Annotated in this window: 19 protein-coding genes; 8 read left to right on the top strand and 11 right to left on the bottom strand. The window is 34.2% G+C overall.

The window, feature by feature from the left end:
- Nucleotides 1–6: 6 nt before the first annotated feature.
- The 8 genes from JM79_RS14555 (at nt 7) to JM79_RS14520 (ending at nt 6,974) form a co-directional block, all read left to right on the top strand.
- Nucleotides 7–1,230: an efflux RND transporter periplasmic adaptor subunit gene (locus JM79_RS14555; RefSeq protein ID WP_185739510.1), complete on the top strand. Its 1,224-nt coding sequence runs from the start codon at nt 7–9 to the stop codon at nt 1,228–1,230.
- A 101-nt stretch (nt 1,231–1,331) separates the two neighbouring features.
- Complete coding sequence (locus tag JM79_RS14550; RefSeq protein WP_141878852.1) at nt 1,332–1,688, top strand: P-II family nitrogen regulator; 357 nt, start codon at nt 1,332–1,334, stop codon at nt 1,686–1,688.
- Complete coding sequence (locus JM79_RS14545; protein ID WP_141878851.1) at nt 1,681–2,097, top strand: transcriptional repressor; 417 nt, start codon at nt 1,681–1,683, stop codon at nt 2,095–2,097. The genes JM79_RS14550 and JM79_RS14545 overlap by 8 nt, the downstream gene beginning before the upstream one ends.
- A 9-nt stretch (nt 2,098–2,106) precedes the next feature.
- Complete coding sequence (locus JM79_RS14540; RefSeq protein WP_141878850.1) at nt 2,107–2,571, top strand: transcriptional repressor; 465 nt, start codon at nt 2,107–2,109, stop codon at nt 2,569–2,571.
- Nucleotides 2,568–2,927, top strand: coding sequence for an STAS/SEC14 domain-containing protein (locus JM79_RS14535; RefSeq protein WP_141878849.1), 360 nt, complete (start codon nt 2,568–2,570; stop codon nt 2,925–2,927). The genes JM79_RS14540 and JM79_RS14535 overlap by 4 nt, the downstream gene beginning before the upstream one ends.
- A 4-nt stretch (nt 2,928–2,931) precedes the next feature.
- Nucleotides 2,932–5,478 carry a heavy metal translocating P-type ATPase gene (locus JM79_RS14530; RefSeq protein WP_141878848.1) on the top strand — a complete coding sequence of 849 codons (2,547 nt, stop codon included), beginning with the start codon at nt 2,932–2,934 and terminating at the stop codon, nt 5,476–5,478.
- Complete coding sequence (locus JM79_RS14525; protein ID WP_185739509.1) at nt 5,475–6,266, top strand: cation transporter; 792 nt, start codon at nt 5,475–5,477, stop codon at nt 6,264–6,266. Before JM79_RS14530 ends, JM79_RS14525 begins: the two co-directional genes overlap by 4 nt.
- A gap of 75 nt (nt 6,267–6,341) precedes the next feature.
- Nucleotides 6,342–6,974 (top strand): cation transporter, encoded by a 633-nt coding sequence (locus tag JM79_RS14520; RefSeq protein WP_141878847.1) that lies wholly within the window; start codon nt 6,342–6,344, stop codon nt 6,972–6,974.
- A 573-nt stretch (nt 6,975–7,547) separates the two neighbouring features.
- Here JM79_RS14520 and JM79_RS14515 read toward each other — a convergent pair.
- From JM79_RS14515 to JM79_RS14465, 11 genes are all read right to left on the bottom strand, one after another.
- Nucleotides 7,548–8,624, bottom strand: a complete 1,077-nt coding sequence (locus JM79_RS14515) for a UvrD-helicase domain-containing protein (RefSeq protein WP_141878846.1) — start codon at nt 8,622–8,624, stop codon at nt 7,548–7,550.
- On the bottom strand, nt 8,611–10,215 hold the full coding sequence (locus JM79_RS14510) for an AAA family ATPase (protein WP_141878845.1): 1,605 nt from the start codon (nt 10,213–10,215) through the stop codon (nt 8,611–8,613). Before JM79_RS14510 ends, JM79_RS14515 begins: the two co-directional genes overlap by 14 nt.
- A 422-nt stretch (nt 10,216–10,637) precedes the next feature.
- Nucleotides 10,638–11,156 (bottom strand): hypothetical protein, encoded by a 519-nt coding sequence (locus JM79_RS14505; protein WP_141878844.1) that lies wholly within the window; start codon nt 11,154–11,156, stop codon nt 10,638–10,640.
- 193 nt (nt 11,157–11,349) lie between these two features.
- Nucleotides 11,350–11,799, bottom strand: coding sequence for a DUF6730 family protein (locus JM79_RS14500; protein WP_141878843.1), 450 nt, complete (start codon nt 11,797–11,799; stop codon nt 11,350–11,352).
- Nucleotides 11,800–11,801: 2 nt separating this feature from the next.
- On the bottom strand, nt 11,802–12,635 hold the full coding sequence (locus JM79_RS14495) for a relaxase/mobilization nuclease domain-containing protein (RefSeq protein WP_141878842.1): 834 nt from the start codon (nt 12,633–12,635) through the stop codon (nt 11,802–11,804).
- Nucleotides 12,632–12,928, bottom strand: a complete 297-nt coding sequence (gene mbpA, locus JM79_RS14490) for a mobilization protein MbpA (protein WP_141878840.1) — start codon at nt 12,926–12,928, stop codon at nt 12,632–12,634. The genes JM79_RS14495 and mbpA overlap by 4 nt, the downstream gene beginning before the upstream one ends.
- Before the next feature lie 100 nt (nt 12,929–13,028).
- The gene (locus tag JM79_RS14485; RefSeq protein ID WP_141878839.1) at nt 13,029–13,883 is read right to left on the bottom strand and encodes a toprim domain-containing protein; all 855 of its coding nucleotides are present in this window, start codon (nt 13,881–13,883) and stop codon (nt 13,029–13,031) included.
- Between the two features lie 211 nt (nt 13,884–14,094).
- Entirely contained in the window at nt 14,095–15,282 is a 1,188-nt protein-coding gene (locus JM79_RS14480; RefSeq protein WP_141878837.1) for a VapE domain-containing protein, read from the bottom strand.
- Between the two features lie 106 nt (nt 15,283–15,388).
- On the bottom strand, nt 15,389–15,682 hold the full coding sequence (locus JM79_RS14475; protein ID WP_141878836.1) for a helix-turn-helix domain-containing protein: 294 nt from the start codon (nt 15,680–15,682) through the stop codon (nt 15,389–15,391).
- Nucleotides 15,683–15,821: 139 nt separating this feature from the next.
- The gene (locus JM79_RS14470) at nt 15,822–16,982 is read right to left on the bottom strand and encodes a hypothetical protein (protein WP_141878835.1); all 1,161 of its coding nucleotides are present in this window, start codon (nt 16,980–16,982) and stop codon (nt 15,822–15,824) included.
- Nucleotides 16,982–18,217: a phage integrase SAM-like domain-containing protein gene (locus tag JM79_RS14465; protein WP_141878834.1), complete on the bottom strand. Its 1,236-nt coding sequence runs from the start codon at nt 18,215–18,217 to the stop codon at nt 16,982–16,984. Before JM79_RS14465 ends, JM79_RS14470 begins: the two co-directional genes overlap by 1 nt.
- Nucleotides 18,218–18,623: the final 406 nt, after the last annotated feature.

Genomic DNA, 18,623 nt, shown 5'->3' with positions numbered 1-18,623 from the left:
AACGATATGAATAAAAGATCAATAAATATTCTAATGCTTGCCCTATCATTCAGCCTGTTCTTTGGGTGTAAAGAAAATTCTGATATATCAGAAACTACTTCTCACGAAACTGAAGATTCAACTACGAATGAAAAAGAACCAGAAAGAGAAGAAGGCGGGATGCGCTCGGTTTATCTTTCAGAAATGAAATTCAATAGTTTAGGGGTCAAGGTGGACACCTTACCAAATAAAGCATTATCTGGAATAGTAGAAGCAAACGGGCAATTGGAAGTGCCACCTCAATACGAAGCTACCGTAACGGCTGTCTTAGGCGGGAATATTAATTCAATAAAAGTTATTGAAGGGGATAAGGTAAATAAAGGTCAGGTACTGGCGTATCTATCCCATCCCAATTTAACTAAAATACAAACAGATTATATCAATGCCTATAACCGGATGCAGTTCTTGGAAAAAGAATTTGAAAGACAAAAACGTTTGTATGAGGCAGAAGTTGGTTCCGGGAAAACTTTTCAACAAACACAGGCAGATTTTCAGTCGGTAAAAGGAGAGGTGAGTGGTTATGAATCCCAATTAAGGCAGTTAAATTTAGGTGCTTCCCAAATAAGAAACGGCACCCTCTACGAATACGTGCCTGTAGTTAGTCCTATTGCTGGCTATATAGAAAAAGTAAAGGTGCAAATTGGCCAATATGTGGAACCTCAAACCAGCATGTTTATGGTGGTAGATAATGAGCATGTTCATGCCGATCTAATGGTTTTCGAAAAAGATATTTATAAGGTAAAAGAAGGCCAAAAGATTTCTTTTAAGCTGGAGTCAGTCCCCGGAAGTGACCTCACCGGAAAAATATATTCAGTGGGGAAACAATTTGAACAAAATCCTAAAGCGGTGCACGTCCACGCAGAGATAGATAATAAGGAAGATTACCTCATTCCGGGAATGTATATCAAAGGAAAAATTAGGACAGGAGAAGAAGCAGTACCTGCATTACCAGAAGAGGCGGTGATAGAAGAAGAGGGAAATCCTTACATATTTACGGCACAAAAACATCAGGAAGAGGGTAAAACAGAATGGGAATTAAAACCGGTGCAAGTAAGAACGGGGATCAATGAAGATGGATGGGTAGAAATTAAACTGTTGGAGCCCCTTCCAGAAGGTACTTTAGTTGCGTATAACAATGCCTATTACCTGGTATCTGAAATGCAGAAAAGCCAAACCTCTCATGGTCATTAAATAGAGCTTTAAAAATTTAGATGGATGGGCTCTCTGTAAAATGTTTGTCTTAATTAAAATTCCAGAGGGTTCATTCTTAATAAAGAATTAATAAAACAGCGATGAAAGAAATAAAAGCATTTATAAAACCAAATCGGGTTCAAAAAGTGATAGAATCCCTTAGTGAAAGTGGATTCAAAAGTATGACGCTGTCCCAGGGGGAAGGCACCGGGGCATTTAAAGCAAAAGGTGCGTCGCCTTCTTTGGATTTCCGTGTAACCGACAGTCCGGTGGTAAAGTTGGAACTGGTATGTCAAAATGAAGAAGCACAATCAGCAATCGATATTATCCTTGAAAATGCAAAAACAACTGAACCCGGGGATGGGATCATTTATCTATCAGATATTGAAAATGTTTTTCAAATAAAGACAGGAAAATCGCTTAAAATATCTGATTCAAATAAGGATGAAAATGAATGAAATCGAGAAAATATTAGAGGCACACGAAGTTCGGCCAACAGCCATGCGTATCCTGGTCTATAAATTTATGGCTAAAAAAGACAGGGCTGTAACGCTTACCGAAATTGAAAATGCCTTTGGAAAAGCAGACCGGGCTACACTATCCAGAACAGTAAGAACATTCGAGGTAAAGAATATTGTTCATCAAATAGATGATGGCACAGGGATACCAAAATATGCGCTCTGTGAAAATTATTGTAACTGTGAGGTAGAACAGGATTTACACATCCACTTTCATTGCAATAATTGTGATGAAACAGTTTGTTTGACCGATCATAAAATTCCGCATATAAACCTACCAGAGGGATATATGGCAGAAAATGTAAACCTGGTAGTAAAGGGAATATGTGAGAAATGTAGTGGCGTTTAATTTTACGAGATGACCAAAGCCGAAACAACACTTAGAAACAACGGGATTAGACCTACCAAAATGAGATTATTTATTTATAAATATCTCAAAAGAAAGTTTTATGCCGTAACATTAAGGGAAATAGAAACGGCTTTTGTCAAAAAAAGTGAACATACACGAGATAGAACAACAATTTATCGGAGTATAAAATTATTTCAAAAGAAAGGGATTATACATCAAATTGATGATGGTACGGCTATCGCAAAATATGCATTTTCTGTTAAGAATTCACTGGATCTACACTTGCACCTTCATTGTATGAATTGCAACAAAACCTTCTGTTTGCCCAATAAAGTTCCACAGGAAAATTTACCTGACAAATACGAAATAACCGAAGTAAATTTAGTTTTGAAGGGGGCATGTGCAAATTGCCTCAAAGCAAAGAAGCTGAAATATAACATAGACCAATCTGCTCATAAAAAGTTAAAACAATGATACGAATCAAAAATGTCGAAAAAAGCAATTTGATATACGCTTCAATAAGCGGAAAGATTACTAAAGAAGATATAGAGAAAATCCATCCTTTGATACATAATATTGTCAAAAATGGAAATAAGGTGGATTTCTTTTTTGAACTAGTTAACTTTAAGGGCTACAATCTCAAAGGCTTATGGGAAGATTTAAAAATTGATACCGCCCATATTTCAGATTATGGAAAAATGGCCTTTGTGGGTGAAAAAGAATGGCAGCAATGGGCTGCTAAAGCCACTGATTTTTTTACAAGCTCGGAAGTTAAATATTTCGACCTTACCGAAAAGGAAGAAGCTAAAAGATGGATATTAAACCAATAGGGATATGAAAAAGCTACAACTAAAAATTCCGGTATTGCTACCTCAGGTGCCAAATGAAAAAGATACTTGTGTGCAAAGGCTCATTGCTGGATTAGAGGCCAAAGAGGGTCTTGAAAAAGTACATATAGTAGATGATCAGGAAGATACGGTGCCACAACTGTGCTTTCATTATGATCCGGACATTATCTCTATTGACCGAATTCAATCTTTGGCTGAAAATGCCGGGGCAGAAATTACGGAAAAATATGGCCACCTTCTTTTAGAGGTTGAGGGGATTAGACATACCCGCCATGCAAGAACTATAGAAAAGAGTCTGCTGAATATCGAAGGCGTTTTGGAAGCTTCCGCCAATGCCGGAGGAATGATCCGTTTAGAATATGATAAGCGTGAGACTAGTTTTGAAGCGATAAATGCAAGGCTTGAAAAGGAAAACCTACAAGTTAAAAAAAGCTCCTCTGGCCATAAGAATGGTTTTAAATCCTCGGAAAAAACCTCTGATGAATTATATGAAAAAAATAAGATGAGTCAGAAACACCAACATGAAGATGAAGATGAACTGAATCATAAAGAGGGTGATAGTCACGGAGCCGGGGAAGAACATTCACACTCCCACGGAGGTATTTTTGGAAAAAATACAGAACTTATATTTGCCATTATTTGTGGTGTTTTACTAGGGATAGGTTTTGGATTATCCTTTGTAGATTCAGTTCCCCAATGGGTTAGCCTTGCACTTTATATTGGAGCCTATTTCTTTGGAGGCTTTTATACCGCGAAAGAAGCTGTGGAAACCGTGGCCAAAGGTGGTTTTGAAATTGATTTTCTAATGTTGGTCGCAGCTATTGGAGCAGCTATATTAGGGGAATGGGCTGAAGGTGCTTTGTTATTATTTCTCTTTAGCCTGGGACATGCCCTGGAGCATTATGCGATGAACAAAGCACGAAAATCTATAGCCGCATTGGCAGAATTGGCACCTAAAACAGCTTTGGTTAAAAAAAATGGTAAAACGGAAGAAGTTGGTATCGAAAAACTCAATATTGGGGATATCATTGTGGTGAAACCTAATAGTAAAATATCCGCAGATGGCGTAGTTGTAGATGGGCAGAGTAGTGTAAACCAGGCTCCAATAACCGGGGAGAGTGTACCGGTAGATAAAATTCCCGTAGAAGATGTTGAGAAGGATTACTCAGAGGTAGATGATATCAAAGATGAAAACCGCGTTTTTGCCGGAACTATCAATGGGAACAATACTTTGGAAATTAAAGTGATCAAAGCAGCCAAGGATTCTACATTGTCAAGGCTGGTCAAATTGGTTAATGAAGCCCAGACCCAAAAATCACCTACCCAGTTGTTGACCGATAAATTCGAAAAATATTTTGTGCCGTCCGTTCTTATTTTGGTCGGAGCTCTTTTATTCGCATTTTTAGTAATTGACGAGCCATTTAGCGCCAGCTTTTACAGAGCAATGGCTGTATTGGTAGCTGCAAGTCCCTGTGCTTTGGCGATCTCGACCCCAAGTGCTGTATTGAGTGGTGTGGCCCGGGCGGCTCGAGGTGGGGTATTAATTAAAGGAGGCCGACCACTAGAGGATCTGGGAGAATTGACCGCCCTCGCCTTTGATAAGACCGGGACTCTAACGGAAGGAAAGCCAAAACTTAAGCAAGTAGTACCACTTGGGGATATTTCAGAAAATGAACTTCTCAAAATAGCAGTAGCCGTGGAAAGTTTGAGTGATCATCCCCTGGCAAAAGCTGTAGTTCGCGATGGAAAGGAGCGGATGGAAGGCGAGGAAATCCCGGATGCCTCCAATCTGGAAGCCGTGTTAGGAAAAGGTATTAAAGCAACATTGGGAAATGATAAGATCTATGTTGGTAATTTGGATCTATACGAAGAACTAAATGATACTATTCCATCAGAAGAAATAACTACTAAAGTACGAGATCTTGAAGGTGGTGGAAACACAACGATGCTTCTTCGTAAGAATGAAGAATATATAGGCATCCTTGCTTTAATGGATACCCCCCGGGAGGCAGCCAAAAGGACCCTTTCTGAATTGAAGAAAATAGGAATTAAACGAATGATCATGCTTACCGGTGATAACCAGAAGGTAGCAGACGCAGTAGCAGAAGAGATAGGATTGACCGATGCCTGGGGTAGTTTACTGCCGGAAGAAAAGGTGGAAGCCATAAAAAAACTAAAAGAAAAAGAATCTAAGGTAGCAATGGTAGGTGATGGTGTGAACGATGCCCCTGCCATGGCAAACAGCACCGTAGGAATAGCTATGGGAGCTGCTGGTAGCGATGTTGCCCTGGAAACCGCAGATATTGCCCTAATGGCCGATAAATTGGAAACCCTGCCCTTTGCCATTGGACTGAGTAGAAAGGCAAAAGCTATAATCAAGCAGAACCTTTGGGTAAGTCTGGGAATTGTAGCTCTGCTTATCCCTGCTACCATTTTTGGTTTCGCTAACATTGGAGTGGCGGTAGTTATACATGAAGGTTCCACACTTCTGGTAGTTTTCAACGCTTTAAGACTTTTAGCCTATAAAAAATGAACAAAAGCACTTTTATAGTCAGTCAAATGGACTGCCCTTCTGAGGAGCAGATGATTAGGATGAAACTGGAATCTTATGAACAGATAAAATATCTAGACTTTGATATTCCCAATCGAAAACTTGAAGTGTATCATCGAGAAGGGATTGAGGTTATTCATTCCTCGATTTCAGAATTAAAATTAGGCGATAAATTTATAGGATCAGAAGAGGCGGAAGTTCCAGTTATGGAAAACGAAACCAAACAAAAAAATATTCTTTGGTGGGTGTTGGGTATTAATTTTGGGTTTTTTCTCGTTGAAATGATTACGGGTTGGATATCTTCTTCGATGGGCCTTATTGCAGATTCTCTTGATATGCTGGCAGATTCGATAGTATATGCGCTGAGTTTATTTGCAGTAGGTGGTGCAGTTTCAAGAAAAAAGAAGGTCGCAAAATTTAGTGGATACTTTCAAATGTTACTGGCGACTCTTGGATTTACAGAAGTCTTGCGCAGGTTTTTTATGAGTAGTGAAACTCCTTTATTCCAGTGGATGATTATTATTTCTTCTTTGGCACTTGCCGGAAACTTAATCTCATTATGGCTAATCAACAAGGCTAAAAGTAACGAAGTCCACATGCAAGCCAGTGCCATTTTTACTTCAAATGATATTATCGTGAACGGCGGAGTAATTTTGGCGGGTGTTTTGGTTTATTTTTTAGGAAGTAAATGGCCAGATTTGATCATTGGCGGTATTGTCTTCACATTTGTGATGCGCGGAGCAATTAAAATATTGAAATTATCAAGGTAAATCTGGAAAAAAAATCATACATCAAAATGCCTATTACATAATGAAAAAAATGGGAACTATACAGACGAATTAAATATGGAATCATCAAGAAAAAAGAATCTTAAACAAGCAAGAACACTTCAAATATGGAATGTCATTTACGACACGATAGAAGTGGTCGTTTCACTTATTGCTGGAATAACTGCAAATAGTTCTGCACTCATAGGATGGGCACTGGATAGCACCATAGAAGTAATAAGCGCAGCAACTTTGGGCTGGCGGTTGCACGGCGAGCTTAACGACATAGAAGAGGAAAAGGTTAAGCGTCGTAAGAAAATTACATTATATGTTATTGCAGCATCTTTTACACTGGTTTGCCTTTTTATTTCCTATGATTCAATCACAAAGCTAGTTAATCAAGAAACGGCACGTTGGAGTAAATTGGGTTTAATCATCTTGCTTGTTTCATTGGTAGTTAATCCTATTTTAATCTATTACAAAAGAAAATACGGAAATAAATTGGACAGTCCGGCTATGCTGGCCGATGCCAAAGACACTTTTATTTGTTTGTACCAAACTGTGGTAGTACTTGCAGGATTACTGCTGGTCAATTGGCTAGGCTGGTGGTGGGCAGACCCGGTTGCAGCACTGCTTATTGTTCCCTATGCAGCCAAAGAAGGTTGGGAAGCTTTCAATAAAGCCAGAAACATTGAATATAATACGAATTAAAAATGGTGCAAACAGAAAGAAAAAATCTGTAAAATATTTAATCTATAAAATTCCTCTACGGCTTGCCTCGTGCCTGCTTGTTGCAGACAGAGATAGATGGTTCCAGGAATCTTCTTATTAGTTACAATGGCAAAATTAAGAAATCAATGCGCACACTCCGTCTTACTTATCATAAAGTTGAAACCATGGTAGATTTAGGGATTTGCACGGAAATAAAAGCAGTAATTTGGATAAGCCAGTTTCTCCGCTGGCAATTTTTTGTGTGTGATGCAGAGTATATATATTAACTATGGTCTTTTTTGTTCTAAAACTGTTTTGAAAATGGAGGGTGCTTCAGTTAAGGATTGCCAGAATTAAAAAAAAGCTCGTTATTATTTTCCAATTTTCTAGAGGAAATTGAAATAGTGTAAAATTCGTTTAGGAGTTGTTTTGAATAGTAATGGAATTGTGAATTTGGCGGAGTAGGGAACGCGGTGTTGTAGGATTAGACCTGGTTTGTTGGTCAAGTTAATTATTTTCTTTCTAACGGTACCGCTTGTTGTCGATGAACCGTTATTGCCTACAGTGCTTTAATCAGAAAAATGTTTTACCATCGTAAATAAAACCCACACTATATCTGGCTCTTGTAATTGCTACGTAGAATTTCGATTTGGAAATATTTTTAAATTGAGTCTCGTCTCCATTTTTTAAATATTTACGGATTGGTTCAGTTGGATAAATTAATACTCTATCAAAGGATTGTCCTTTTACCTCTCCAAAATTGAACGCAATATGATCATTAACTTTTGTACTTCTTGAATATCTTAAGATTGTCGGGTTATATTTTTCAATGTAATTTTTAACCTCGTTTTTAGGTACAGTAAAAATTCCATCGTGACCTGTTTCTAATTCTAATTTTGAGTTTGTTTTAGGTAAATTGGGGTATAACTTATCTGAAAAATCACAAATTCTCTGATTCGATCTATAGCATTCGTTTCTCTTTGTAATAACACATAATTTTAGACCGTACCAATGCTGAACGAGCTGTATAATATTAGAACCTTTGAATTGTTTATATTTTGGGGAGCAATTCGTGAAATATGTTGCTTGGCGACAATCGCCGACTAAAATAGTTTCTATTGGCGAACGCATTATTTGTTCTACTATATCAAAATCATATCCAGCTAAATCTTGAAATTCATCAATATAAATTCGATCATAGATTTCGTTTAGTCTACTTATTACCATTCCTTTTGAAAGAATGTTACAATGGCTCCCAAATTCTGATAGATGTTCTGAAATTATATATTTTCCACCTACTAAATAATATTTTTCAGTGTTGTCTTTTTTTATAAATCTTCTGGATTTATTGAATAAATTTAGATTTTCAGGGTAGTAAATAGATTCAATTCTCTTTTTCGAGTATAGGAAGTTTTGATAAGGTCGAATATAGTCTTGAAGAACAAAGGCATGCCAGCTTTGTATTGTAATATTGGTAGGAATAAAACCTTTTTTATCAATAATATATTGACGGATTTGTTCGAGGTTTTTAATAGTATAAGCGAGAATCAATATTTTCTCTGACTTCTCGCATATTGCAGAATCTACCAGATAGGTTGTCTTCCTAGATCCAGCTGATGAAATAATTACTTCATTGTTAAGAAATGGCATCAATAATATATTTGGGAAATGAAATCTTTTTTGAAGAATCAAATATTTTCATTGCTGAGTCAGTCTTATTTTTCGTCATATACTCAACTATTTCTTCTTTCGTACTATAGGTTGTATCAAGAACTTTATTAAGATTTTCTAACTCATTCACTTTAACTATTTGTGGCTCTAATGTTTTATAAATTTCATTCTGGTCGGCATAAATGCTAATATTATCCACGTTTGTGTAACTAGAATATTTTGCAGTTATATTCTTAGAAAAATCACCATCGTTATCAGTCATAACTCCTACCTCGTTTTTGGTGATTTGAGCAATGTCTAAAAAACGTTTGAAGGATAATCCTCTAACAGTAATAATATCAATTCCATCTTCAATTGGTAATTTCCCATTATTTTGTTGCATATAAGCTTTTTGGATTATAAGTTCATCAGATGGTCCTTCAACAAGTATTGCTTTTTTTGATAAGATAAATCTCAGAGTATCATATCCTGATAGCTTTTTAAAATAGTTTTGAGTTGTTATTTCTAAATCATTTAACCTCGTATAATTATGATTAAGGCCAATTAAGATAAGTTTATTTAACCCTAATTTATTTGCAACGAAAGGGCTATGGGTGGATATAATTAGTTGTTTTTCTTGACATTTAGATTGAATCTTGTTAATAAGGTAATTTACATTAGTATGAGAAAGGTGATTTTCTGGTTCTTCAATTAAAATAGCATCAGTTTGTTCTCCTTTTCTATCTAATGCGAGAAGCATTTTTAAAATTGACTGTTCACCCTTACCGATAAATTGATATGGAATTTCATCTAGATATGAGGTGAGATTTGTTTCCCAACCTGTCTTTCCAGAAATATCAATTGAAACAGACAAATCTTTATCGGTTATTACCCCTTTATCTTTTTTTAATTTTTCATTGATAGTTTTTATGCTTTCTTGACTGGAAAATGATTCTTTTAATTTTCGATATTCTAAGGAAAGTTCGGATTTCTCTTTAGCTGACAGTTGATCGTTTATAATTTTCTGCATATAGAAATCCGTTCCATATTGTAATCTAATCACAGTAGTATCTATTAATGTTGAATTAATAGGAATACTTCTATATGTGATTGATTTATTGGCAAATGATAGCCATGATGCTTTGTAGTACTCAGAAGGTATGGTGGTTATTTCTGAAGGATTTTCTATGTATTTTTCATATTCCTCTTTGTACTCTTCATTGAATTCAATACTCATTTTTACTCCCGGACAATTTTCACCAAGTTTATTATTAGTTCCTTTTAATTCGGAAAAAGCTGAATTATTTTCAAAGTATAGTTCTATATAAAGTTTTGGTATTGAGTACTTCTTGCCAGCTTTCAATGAATCAATATATTCTTTCGTCAAAGCTTTGCCGAATAGATAAGGAGATATCTCATTCTGAATTTTTCTGCCTTGAAAAGTTCCGGAAAGAGCTAGGTAAATAGCTTCTATAATTGTTGATTTACCAGTTTCATTATTTCCTACGAGAATATTTAAATCAGGATTTAATTCTAAGTTGAAATTTTTAATCGATTTAAAATTATGTATTACAACTCTGTTTATTTTCATATCTAGATTTTGTTGAGCATGTAGGTAAATCGTTATACCTAGCGCAATATAACGTTTACCATTAAAATATGTGGAGATAAAAACAGCATAAGGATATTATTTCAATTTTTTAGATTATCCAATTTGTGTCCTAGCATGTTTTCGATTGTAGATTGGGTAATATTACATCCATTGCAGATAGCAACGTACGAGTTCAGATGCTCATAAAATTGGTTTCTGCTTCAAGGTTGAATAGGTTTTATACTATAAAGCTTTAAAATATTAATCCATTAATATAATATTCAATAAATATTATATTATGGTGTTTTATATATTAATGTTTCTGGATCTAGATAAGCAAAATGTGTTGATCGATTCTTAAATGCATTTCATCAAAATCAACAAAAAAAAGACTCTTCCCTAGTAGAAAGAGCCTAGGCATTCTATTTCAGATTGGGATGAAAAGTGTGTCTTAAAATGCTTACGTTATCGTTCACAAATCCTAATTCCTGATTTCTTTGCCTATGATCATCTTTATAAGAAGATTTGTAGGGTTTACCAGATGTATTTCTGTTCCACACTATCCAAAAGGCCTTGTATCCAATCTCTGCAGATACCTCCAGTTTCTTGTAATTGTATTGCTTATTAGAACTATCTAATTCAATCGCAATATCTTTCTCATTGGGGTTAATTATTATGAAATCTACTTTCCCAATGCAGGTCTTTCTTTTGTGAGCTATTCTTATATGCTCTGGCATTTTGATATCTACCTCACGTACGACTCTCAAATCGAGTCTTTTACATGTTTCTATTATTGAGTCAGTCATTGCTTTAGTAAAATCGGATTTATTTGGGGTATAGATGTAGTCAAATCTGCCGATATCAATCTGCTCGATATCATTCATAATATGCTCAATAATCTCTTGATTAGTTAAACGTTCTTTAGAGTTTTGATCTTTCATAATATTCAGGTTTTAATTAATTAGACTTTCAACATTTCTTTTTTTGTGCATAACTAAAAACCCAGTAAAATCCTGTTAATACGTATATAGAACGTAGTGGCTTTATGCCGTATTCAGGATTTTCCTGGGTAGTTTTGCTAAAGAAAAAAGAGGTGAAGTCTCTAATTAAAAAGGAATTAATTAGGTTTAATGATCAATTGCTCTTGGTTAACCATTCATTATAAATGTGACTAGCTTCTTTATTCTCGCTGAGAAATTTTTTAACATGAGTCAGAACCTGCTCCTGCCCTTTATCATAAGCAGCCTTTTCTAAATCCGGGATAGAGCTGATTTTAAATAGTGAATAGAATACAAAGATCAAGGATAGCAAAACAAGAGATAATTTTGAAATAATCAACCAACGAGGTTGTTCTTGAGAATCCACAGTTCTTTTTACTACTTTTTGAAGGTCATTCAGGCATCTTTCTTGTTTTTTATTCTGCTCCTCTAAGTTTTTAGTTAAAGTGTTTTTTACATCATCTAAATCCGGCTTTATTCTCGTTTGAGATAATTTTATATTTAGCTCAGCTAATTTTTCTACTGATTTTTTGAAATCATTAATTTCTTCGGTCATTAGACGTGCTATTTCATCAATTTTTGCCATACTTATCTATTTAGTCCTCTGTTTTTTCCATTATCGCGTTTTAACGCCTTTTCTAAACTAGGATGTAAACCATAAAAGTTAGATCCTATTTTAATTTTATCGTTTTTAAATATTTTTGAGTTGAGAGATATTTGTTTAATTAAATTTGAACCTGTCAATTTCCAATTAACTTCACTTCCTTTAAATTCTGAGTTTTTGAATTTGTATCGGAATCCTTGCAATTGATTTGATTTATTGATAATCGGTCTGACTTCAATCTCTTTTTGTTTTAAAAGTTTGAAATATTCATCTATAGTTTTCGGTTTTTTCTTTATTACCGATTGATGATTTTTAAGGATTTCATTTCGTACGGCTTTTGTTTTGTTTCTTTTCCTTATTTGAATTTCCTCGACAGTAGTAAGATTCAACTCTTTTGCTATTTCTTTTGCAATTCTCTGACATTCCTTGCTAATGAATGAATCATTATATGCCTTACCGTGAAAGTCGACGCGATTTATATAAAGGTGAATATGCAAATGTGCTTTGTCGTTGTGGGTGAAACCTATGGCTTGACGATCACCCAATTGAAGTTTCTCCATAAACCGCTCACAAATGTTTTTCAACAAACGTTTATTCAATTTTTCCTTATCTTCTATGCAAGGACTTATTACAATACTTATAGTATTTTTAATACAAACCGTATTCAATCGCTGAATCATTGCAAATTCCTTTGAGATCTCTTCAGGATTATCTCCTATTAAATTTTGATTAAACACAATTTCAGCGTCTTTTTCATTATTCCATCCATATTTAATGGAAGCTTTAGTGTGGGATAAACATGAGGCTTTACTTATCATTTTCTTAATTTTTTTAATTGTTCTTTTATTTCATCAGCTAAATCATATACTGCCTTGGTTAGACCTGGATCTTTTTTCCTAAACATATTACCGATCCATTTGAAGTTGTTGTGGAATGTTACCAGATTCTGATATATTTCAATTTCCTCTTCGGTTAACCTTTGAACGACTTTTTTATCCATGGCAGATCTTCTGCAATATTCACTAACACTTAAAGAGGCATTTTTGGCTTTTATTCTTATAAGCTTTTTTTCAAAAATGGTGCACCGAAATTTTGTAACTACTTGTTTCATTTTCTTGTTTTCTTTTTGTGAATAGAATGAGCAAAACAAGAGTGTGTTTTGGCCTTTGGGCCACAAGCACACCTCTTGAAATGCCACTCTGTTTAATTAATTATTTATGAGGTTTAGAGTTCATGATGAATTCATTTAAGTCCTTGAAATCTTTGTATTTCGAACTATTGTCTATGACATTTTCTCTACAACTTTTTAGGGATTTGAGACCACGTCTACCGGCATCATCATTATCAAAGAATATCTCTATAGATTTATAATTATTTAGGAGGGGAGCTGCTTTTCGAACTAATGCTGTGGAATTACATATGATAAAATCAGAAGCATTTGAATTGAAGGAAAAATAATCCTGATAAGTAAGGAAGTCTATAAAACCTTCGAAAATTTTTACTGTGTGCGAGTTGTTATTAATAGTGGTAATATCTTTTGCACCTTTACAACCTTTAAAATATTTATTGCGAAGCTCTGTGCCACCTGAATTGTTTCTGAATGCAATGGCGAAGTATTTCTTACCCTGGCTATTAAAGTAAACTTCAAAACAATAGGTTTTTGCTATAGTTTGAGATATACCTCTGGATTTAAGATAATTTAATAACGCTCTATTCTGTAAATTCTGTTCTTTAAGAACTTCATACTTAAATTCCTCTTTTCCTTTTGAAATTTTCTGCTGTTGAAAAGAAAAAGAACCTTCACCTAAAAAGCTTAATGCACTGCTTACTGAGCAATTTTCTAAACGGGTAATCAAGTCAATAGGGTTTCCCCCAATTCCTTCCCCGTGATCATACCATTTATTTAATCTTTTTGAAACTTTAAAAGAGGGTATAGTTTCGTTACGGAAAGGACTGAGAAACCAGGCTTCATTATTATTTTCTCTTTTACATACTGCATTCAATTGTTGCAGTAAATCAAGCAAGTCGATTTTTTTGGCTGACTCACAATTTATCGTTTTTTTCATTTTTAAAATTTTAAATTACCTTCTTACCTATGTATTGATAATCAGTTATTTGAAGTTGTAATCAATGCTTAATTAAGTCACCTGTCTTACCTAAGGTCTCTAATTGAGGTAAGCTGAAGGTGACTTTAATTCATTGATCTTACCTATTTGAAATACTTGATATTTAGGGAATCACCTTTATCTAGGTAAATAGGTAAGATGATTTTAATATTTATTTATTTTCTAATTCCCAAGGGCTAACTTTGAATAGAGGTTTCGCTAAATAGCCATACAGTTGTCGCTTTGGATGTTTCACTCTCGGAAAATTTTGAGCGCTAAGTGCTCTTCCCATATTTATCTTACTTAAAGACAAATTGAGAGAATTAAGGTCATTGGTAATTTCTGTTGCAGTTAAGAAATCAGTCATATCTTTTCCTGGGTAATAGTACTTTGTAAGAATTTCTTCTTCCTGAGATAATTCTCGGTATTTAGAATTTCGAATCTCATTTAATCGGATATCTTCCAGAGTCAAGGTTGGATCAAAAGATTTATCCTGGTAGGCTAAATAATAAGCCTGAGCCCAAATATTATTTATACCTATTTCCGCTTTATATTTGAAATCGATTTTACCTTTCATTTCAAAACAAAGCCACCGAACGGAACCAGTTTCATCTTTTAGGAAAGTGAATTCGTTGGTTGATCCTAGAAATGAGCATATACGTGGGAGTTTAGAATTTTTACGATCGTATGGAAGTCTCTCGTTGATTCTCATCTTAGACATCATAGCTTTCCGAGAACCTAAGTCTTTTTTATTTTCACCATCAAAATCGTCAAAAACAATTAGGAAATTCCTGGTTAATTGAATGTTTGCATCTTTTCCATGGCCAATTTCTTCAGTATAATATGCCTCCAATTCAGGCGGACATATGTCTCGGCACCAGGAAGATTTACCAGAATTCTGACCTGGATGTACCAGGACAAAGCATTGTTTGTTTACATAATTAGGTTCTAATGCACATCTTACAGCACGAACTAAAAACTTTTTAAAGTTATATTGGAATTGGTCCGCAAATTCTACTGGGACATACTCGGCATATTTTTTTATCCAATCAACTTGGTCCCACTCCGGTAAATTCTCAAAATAGTCACGTATAGGGTTATAGGACTCTATAAAATCAGATTTGATAAAGATTTCGAGTTTAGCTATTGAAATCTTTATGCCCTCACTTTCAAGTTCAATTAATAAAGACTGTAGATTCAATATATCCCATTTAGTATCATTTAAGAGTCGTATTTCGTAATCATGGGATATTTCATTGTAGCGCAATTTGTATTTGGAAAAGATGTAATCTGAAGTTTGATGGTAAACGGTTTTATTCTTTGGGTTTTCAAATCCATAGAAACTACTTTTAGCTTTCATAAAATGATTTTTTTGGTTGAAAAGCCGTATATTTGCATAGCTTTCAACTAGTTAAACGGTTGTAAAAAGAATTAGACGTGGAGTGACAGCTCCACGTTTTTTTTGGTTAAGATTTAACCAAGTCGGGATTATTTCGGGCGGTTTCGAGAAGTTCTCTTTTAGAATAGAATACGGAACCTGCTATTTTATAGAATGGGATAAGTTTCTTTTTTCTCCACCCAATTAAGCATTGCTCAGTTTTACCAAATAATTTAGCTGCCTCTTTTTGGGATAATCGATCTTCCTTTGGGTCTATAACGGTCTGATTTACTAACTCGGTTTTCCGAATCCTGTTTACGACCAGTTCAACAGTATGTTCTAGGTCTTTTTTTGTGAAACCATAAAGAATGGGTTTGTACATAATTAATAGATTTAGTTAAACAATTCATTTCTGTTTTGTTCTACTAAATTCTATAAATGGGTGGGTGGTTTCTAGATCCTTTTTTGAAATAGGATGTTCATTATTTAATTAATAGGGGGTACCAAGGAAAATTAAATTTTTAAAGAAGATAGAAGTTTAATGATTTTATATAATTTTTAGGTAGATCTACTTCTTTTCTGTAGTAAGTGTTGAATGTTGATTTCGTATGATTATGTTCAATATTTAAACTATTAAATAACCGATAAAGGCTTTTGACCTCTGAAACTATTGCTTTCTTATCCCGAAGATATTTTAAAAGTCCTGCGAAGTCTTTCCAATCTCTACTTAGAAAATTAAAATCAGGAATACTCTTATGGATGTGCTGTTCATTTTCTATATGGAAGAATTCAATGAAGGAGCGTAATTCATTTTTATAATTAATTTCTTCTATATCTAAGTGCTTAAAGAAAGTTGAGAATACTCTATAAAGGCTTTGTTTGTCATGCTTCAATTTTAAAATCCCTCTGAGTTCAAGTTTTTCGGAAGCATTTAGTTCTTTCCTGGTTAGGGAATCAAAGCTAAGAGATCCGGTTAAGTGATTAAATTTTAGAGTATCTAGCATCGATAAAAGTAATGGGGTATCAATGTTTAAAACTACCTGAAAAGGGTTTAAGTAATTTTTAATAAGTGGATAACCAATTCTTCTCTCTATTTCAATTGGAACAAATTTGAGCTTATTCTTAATACCTAAATACTCTTCAACGTTTTCAGTCTTCTTTTCACCTCGTATGACAGGTTGAATATTTATCTTAGAAATATCATTTCTAATAATTTTAAACCAAGTATCAAGATCATAAAGAAAGGGTGAGATACAAAGGAGATTTGGGTCATGGAATAAAGTTGGTCTATCGTTTTTCATAATATATTGAAAATCACCTAAGTTGTAAGCTATTCGTATATCTCTAAAATTATCCCTGATTTTTTTAGTAAGACGGTTGTCAGTTTTAATGATATGATCTTCGATTGAATAGTTATTCAATAAGTGGTCGATCCCAGGTAATTCTGGATAATTTAGTTCTTTGGGTTCTTCCGTTTCAGAGCCTAATATCTCTTTATGTTCAAAATAGAAGTCTTCTCTTAGTTTAATTAGAAAAAATGTTCTATCAATTAAATTTAAATAGTTCATCTGTTCCAAGGAAATGATCCGATCATATAATGTCGGATGCTTAGAAGCATAATTGTTTTCTAGCTCCTCTTTCTTTTTCTCAAATAGTACTCTTTTAGCGTAATAATCTTTCATTATAATTTGTTCCAGGTATTATCCATTTCCTGCTTTTTAAAATCTTCAGCAATTTCTACGTAACGCTTAAATGATTTTTCATCAATATTTCCAGTTATATTTCGAACAACCATCTCTTTCATACCCAAAATAAGGGAATTCGTAATAAAGCTTTTTTTGGCGGTGTGACTAGTGATGAGCTCATGCTTTGGTTGTACTTTATCTACTCGTCTTTGGCCAATATATCTTGTGGTATTAACCGGTGTATCTATTCCGACTTTCTTGCAACATTCTTTTATATACTTATTAAACTTTTGTCCAGAAATGGAAGGAATAGGTTCGTAGATGGTACCAGCATACTTTTTAAGTATCGCTTTAGAAAAATTATTGAGAGGTGTTACATGTCCTATGCTTTTAGTTTTTTGAATACTTAGCCGAATTTCATCAGGGTAAATATTAGATGGCTTAAGTTGGCTCAAATCACTGAAACGGAGTCCGGTGAACGCACCCATACAATAGAAATCTCTAACGTGTTCTAGTCTCTTGGAATCAAACTTATAGTTATAAAGCGCCATCAATTCATCCATCGTTAAGTAAATAACTTCGATAGTATTGTGAATCGTTTTAAATTTTTTAAACTCAAGGTTCTCATGATAATTTCTTTCATAAGCCCAGTTCATAAAAGTTTTGATTCCAGCTATAAGTCGTCCAAAATAATTATTTAGAGTATTCCTTTCATTAAAGGCATAATCGCGAAACTTTTCATAGAAGTTCAAATCAATATTATTGAAGCTTAGATCATAATTTGAATACTGTTGAAAGTCTTTGATGAAATTTATTGTTGATACATATTTCTTTATTGTACCCTCCGCTTTAGAGCTGCGATTAGTTTCTATAAACTCATCAAACGAATCAATGAATTTGGGAGCGATGGAATTTTTACCAAAGTTTTTGTTATCTAACTGTTGAAGAATGTAATTCTTGTCAGCCTCAATGTCGTTCAAAAGGGCATATCGAAATATTAGTTTAACCTTGTTTTCAAGATCATCTAGCTGTTTATTATATTCTACATGAAAATTATAATCCTCAGATTTCAGATTAGGTTTAATTCTTTGATTTTTCCAATACTTCTCTAGGGTTTTTACATTGCGCACACTTTTTCGAATTCGCTCGCCATTAGAGGTGATCAACATTCTTACAGGCATCAGCCCACTTTTGGTGATCTTATCTTTTCGAAGGGTAAATGATACCTGCATATATTTGAACTGAAGTTAATAGGATGTAGTAGAATTCTTATTAAAACTAATTAAAATTGATTAAACAGGGGGCTTTATAGGGGGAAAAAGTTTTTCTAAAGATGATTAATATCGATTAATTATGGTTAAACAAATGGGAGGTATACTGTAACATATGGAGTTAATACTAGTTAAAAATTATGAAAAAAGTCTAGTAGCCCTAGTAGGCCAACAAGAATGTTAAAAACCCAAACTGAAAAGTTTGGGTTTTTTTGTTTTATATATTGACTGGGCGATAAGCTTGTCCCGAGCCTGTCGAAGGAAGTTTGAAGAAAGGTGCTTGCCCAAGGATACTCACAAAGTTGTTTATGAAATGAAATTTCATATCAGTAAATCTCATAGTGTGTAATCTTATAATAGCTTAGTT

Origin of the sequence: Gramella sp. Hel_I_59, assembly GCF_006714895.1 — a bacterium.
GTDB lineage: Bacteria > Bacteroidota > Bacteroidia > Flavobacteriales > Flavobacteriaceae > Christiangramia.
The sequence above is the reverse complement of the archived record's forward strand: the minus strand, read 5'-3'. Positions and strand labels throughout refer to the sequence as shown.